Origin of the sequence: Mesorhizobium sp. M1169 (genome assembly GCF_040318345.1) — a bacterium.
Classification (GTDB): Bacteria; Pseudomonadota; Alphaproteobacteria; order Rhizobiales; family Rhizobiaceae; genus Mesorhizobium.
In genome coordinates this window covers 1-933 of record NZ_JAMYME010000109.1, presented here as the reverse complement: position 1 = coordinate 933, position 933 = coordinate 1, and the positions used below count along the sequence as shown (strand labels likewise).

The window sequence follows — 933 nt, the reverse complement described above, 5'->3', positions numbered from 1 at the left end:
TCACCACCGTGCCATGGCCGCTCGCCCCTCAGAGCAAGCCCCGTTCTCTCTCCAAAACTTTTTGCAGAACCTTCAGCACACTATCTTCCCAGGTGGAGGAGGCGTATCGCCAGGTGGGTCTAGACCAATGTCGTCAAAGTGGCCGCTCCAACACCAGCCATCATCGCTGGCACTGCGGGCACGATAAAGGGCGCCAGTGCCTCGACCGAATTCATGTGAACCCGGTCGATCCTATAGAGCCGGTTGTCGTCATCTGCCGGGACTACCGGTCGTGCCAGCGCTCCTGCAAACCTCTGGACGAACCCGAGTAGACTGCCAACACTACCGATAGCAAGCAGCGCGCGAGCACGCCGAGAAGACTTAACCAATAGACTTCCATTCCCTGGAATCGCAGTGGACCAGACGGTGCTTGCGAGTGATGCTCGCAAGGGCGCGGACGGGTCAGGCCGCCGCACCGGGGAAAAGGCCCTGGAACCGCCGCAGGTACAGTGGCCAGCCTTGATCGCTATCAACCCCCACGCGCACGCCCTCCCAGCCTTCGCCATGGCGTTCGAGATTCCGGTGCTCGATCTCGACCCGGGTTCGGTTCTCCGTCTCAGGCGTGAACCGGACTTCCCATTCGCTGGTTTTGTTCAGGTCGCTCTCAATCTGCCACCGAGGACTGATGTCCCAGCTCAGAACGAGCCGGCCGGGGGGATCGTAAGCCAACACACGAGCCCAGTGGCACTCGCTGCCGTCCACGCCGCGATCGTAAACGTGGCCCCCGACCCAGGGTTCGAAGATCGTCTCTGCGATCGGCCCGACAAGAAGATTGTGCTCGCGAGGTTTGAATTTCCCGAAATCCTCGGTGAAGACCTTGAAGGCACGCGCGATAGGTGCCTCGACAACGACGAAATGCCTTACGGGCGCGGTTGCAGGAAGCTTGCTCATGGC

Annotated in this window: 1 protein-coding gene; it reads right to left on the bottom strand. The window is 60.9% G+C overall.

The genetic code is table 11. The features are described 5' to 3' along the window. Nucleotides 1–441: 441 nt before the first annotated feature. A complete protein-coding gene (locus NKH41_RS34025) occupies nt 442–930 on the bottom strand; it encodes an SRPBCC family protein (protein ID WP_352935987.1) in 489 nt (162 codons plus the stop codon). Between the last annotated feature and the right edge of the window lie 3 nt (nt 931–933).

Bases quoted from the DNA above. Each gene is read 5' to 3' on its own strand.
- NKH41_RS34025 (WP_352935987.1), bottom strand. From the start codon at position 930: ATGAGCAAGCTTCCTGCAACCGCGCCCGTAAGGCATTTCGTCGTTGTC.